This is a genomic window from Palleronia caenipelagi (assembly GCF_007004065.1).
Classification (GTDB): domain Bacteria; phylum Pseudomonadota; class Alphaproteobacteria; order Rhodobacterales; family Rhodobacteraceae; genus Palleronia; species Palleronia caenipelagi.
This window is the reverse complement of record NZ_VFSV01000110.1, coordinates 1-2,832: the sequence shown is the minus strand read 5'-3', so window position 1 is coordinate 2,832 and position 2,832 is coordinate 1. Positions and strand designations below refer to the sequence as shown.

1 protein-coding gene, 1 tRNA gene and 3 pseudogenes are annotated in these 2,832 nt (G+C 58.4%); 3 read left to right on the top strand and 2 right to left on the bottom strand.

The window, feature by feature from the left end; translation table 11 throughout:
- Window positions 1-188, bottom strand: a pseudogene (locus FEV53_RS21360) (IS21 family transposase); the annotation flags it as partial.
- A gap of 275 nt (window positions 189-463) precedes the next feature.
- Here FEV53_RS21360 and FEV53_RS19940 point away from each other — a divergent pair.
- Window positions 464-537 (top strand) — tRNA-Gly (locus FEV53_RS19940).
- 169 nt (window positions 538-706) lie between these two features.
- On the opposite strand, the pseudogene FEV53_RS19935 reads toward FEV53_RS19940, so the two are convergent.
- A pseudogene (locus FEV53_RS19935) lies at window positions 707-1,090 on the bottom strand (DDE-type integrase/transposase/recombinase); the annotation flags it as partial.
- Between the two features lie 328 nt (window positions 1,091-1,418).
- On the opposite strand from FEV53_RS19935, the pseudogene FEV53_RS19930 reads away from it, so the two are divergent.
- Both FEV53_RS19930 and FEV53_RS19925 read left to right on the top strand, forming a co-directional pair.
- A pseudogene (locus tag FEV53_RS19930) lies at window positions 1,419-2,264 on the top strand (IS256 family transposase); the annotation flags it as partial.
- Window positions 2,265-2,560: 296 nt separating this feature from the next.
- A partial coding sequence (locus FEV53_RS19925; protein WP_142836382.1) for a transposase occupies window positions 2,561-2,832 on the top strand: 272 nt, incomplete at its 3' end.

Sequence of the window (2,832 nt, the reverse complement as noted above, 5' to 3'; positions counted from 1 at the left end):
CGATCTGACCAATGAAAGCATCCAGCCTGGGCCGTCGGATCGGCGCCGTCCGCCGATACCCCGGCGGTTCCGAACAGGCCAGCATCTTCGCAACACTGTCCCGGCTGATCCCAAAAACCCCGGGCAATCTGGCGCCCGCTCAAACCGTCCTGAAAATGAGCCTGACGCACCTTCAAATACAAATCCACGGTGAATATCCCCAAGCCCTCCCGAATACCGAAAGGGCGAAAGTCGACGACTTTTACGCCGCCCGCGACCGCACAATGCCGCCGCTACCGTGGCCGAGTATTGCTCCGCCGGTTACACTCTTCGAGCTTCTCTCGTTTCCCAGCCATCGCTGATCCTCCAAGTCGAGGGATAATATATCCCCGTCGGCGGACCACTTTCAGGGGCTACTCCACAACAACTATCTGCACCCTTTGGCCTTGCCCATAAGCGTTTAGCGGGTTACGCAGCAAATGGTGCGGGTGTAGCTCAATGGTAGAGCATTTGCTTCCCAAGCAAGTGACGAGGGTTCGATTCCCTTCACCCGCTCCACTAAATCGGAAAAATCCAGAATTGACAATAGTTTACGCTGAAAAGTGTCCCACGAAGTATTTGGGCATCGGACACTTCAACCGAATGCGGCAACGGCTTCTATCAAGGATAAGGATTGAGAAATTACAGAGGTACGAGAGAACTGTAGAGCCACATACAGCATCTAAGCCAGGGCGATGCCCCTCTTATCTGTCCATTCCACCAGCGTACCACTGATGTATTCGGGGCCGTTATCGACCCGGATCGCCTTGGGTGCACCACGCCATTCGATGATCTGGTTCAGGGTCCGGACAACCCGCTCAGCGGGCAACGAAAAGTCCACCTCGATGCCCAGTCCCTCACGTTTGCAATCGTCCAGAACATTCAGCAACCGGAACTGACGGCCATCGCTTGGGCGATCTGCCATGAAGTCCATGGACCAGACCTCATTCGGAGCTTCTGCTACAGCCAGTTCGTCCGGCTTTTCCCGCTTCAGACGCTTGCGCGGCTTGATCCGCAGGTTCAGTTTCAGTTCGCGATGGATCCGGTAGACCCGCTTGTGGTTCCAACGATGCTCACCCTTCTGAAGAATCTCAGTCTCCTCCGCGAGATGCTTGTTCTCTTTGCGCAGCCGCTCCAGCTCGGCGGCGTCCGCCTTCTGGCGAAGTTTCGCTTCCATCGAGCCGAACGCCTCAATCTCCAGCCGTCAGGTTTTTTCTGCGTGCCGGTGATCTCCAGATCTTTCGCAACGCTGCCCTGCGTGGCGCCCGGCTCATAAAGTCATTCAACCGCTGCAGCGTTGAATTCGTCCGTATATTTCCGTCTATGTCGTCTGATCTCGTCCTCCTCCCAAGGCCAAGGGTAACTTACCCCGCTGTCCGGAGACAGGGACGACGTTCACTTTGTCCGCCTTGCCGGGCCCGGACGCCAAGGGCTTGTCCGCAAAGACCATCACGCGCCTGAAGACCGATTGGTGGAAGGACTACGAAGCCTGGCAGAAACGCGATCTTGGCACGCGGCGGGTCCTCTGCATCTGGGCCGATGGCGTTTACTTCAAGCCGCTCATGGCCGAAGAAAAACAATGTGTTCTGGTGATCGTCGGGGCGGATGAATACGGCCGCAAGGAGCTGTTGGCCATGAGCGACGGCTTCCGCGAAAGCACCCAAAGCTGGCGCGAGGTGTGGCTTGATCTCAAGCGCCGCGGCCTGAAACAGGACCCCAAACTGGCCATCGGCGACGGCGCGCCTGGCTTCGGGACGGCCCTGCGCGAGGTGTTCGCCATAACGCAGGAGCAGCGGTTCTGGCTCCACAAGACCATGAACGTGCTGAACGCGATGCCGAAGTCGGTGCAGGCCAGGGCCAAGGCGCATCTTCACGACATCTGGCAGGCCGAAGCCAAGGCCGCCTTCGATTTCTTCGTCGAAACGTATGGCGTGAAATGGGACCAGGCTGTCGGCAAGCTGGTCAGGGACCGGGGCGCGCTGCTGACCTTTTACAACTTCCCCTCTGAGCACTGGAAACATATCCGGACGTCAAATCCGATCGAGAGCACGTTCGCCACCGTGCGGCACCGCACGAAACGCACCAAAGGCTGCCTCAGCCGCAAGACCGGCCTGGCCATGGCGTTAAAGCTGCTGATGTCGGCGCCGAAGAAATGGCGCAAACTCGACGGTCGAAACCGCCTGCCCGAGATCATCCAAGGAGTGGAGTTCCGCGACGGGATCCGCCACGTTCAAGCCGCCGCCTAATCAGCCGTCACCAACTTCTGCGCATATCTCGCGATAGCTATCGCCTCGCCCAAAGTAAGGCCCGCAAGAACTCCTGAACAAGAATGGGTTTGGTCCTTGCGGACGAAGGCGCCGGTCACGCGCAGGCTGGCCGACTTTTGCTCCGCCACGTGGCCGGGTTTTGCGCCGCCGTTGACAGCTTCGGCATGTTGATGTTCTTGTCGTGCTCCTCTCATGGACAGGGCTAAAGTACAGAGGTGGTCGCGGGATTTCGGTCCGGGTGCTAATCGGTAGTGTCTGAGGAAGAACGCACAGAAATGACGAAACGGAAACGCTATTCGGCAGAGTTCAAGGCGAAGGTGGCTTTGGAAGCCATCCGCGAGGAGCTGACGACGGCCGAGCTGGCCAAGAAGTATGACATCCACCCTACCATGATCAGCGGCTGGAAACGGACCGCGATTGAGAACATGGCACAGGCCTTCACCGGCCAGGCGACCGCGGAGCCGACGATATCGGCGGCAGAGGTCGGAAAGCTGCACGTCAAAATCGGGCAGCTGGTCGTGGAACGGGATTTTTTGTTGGAAGCCTC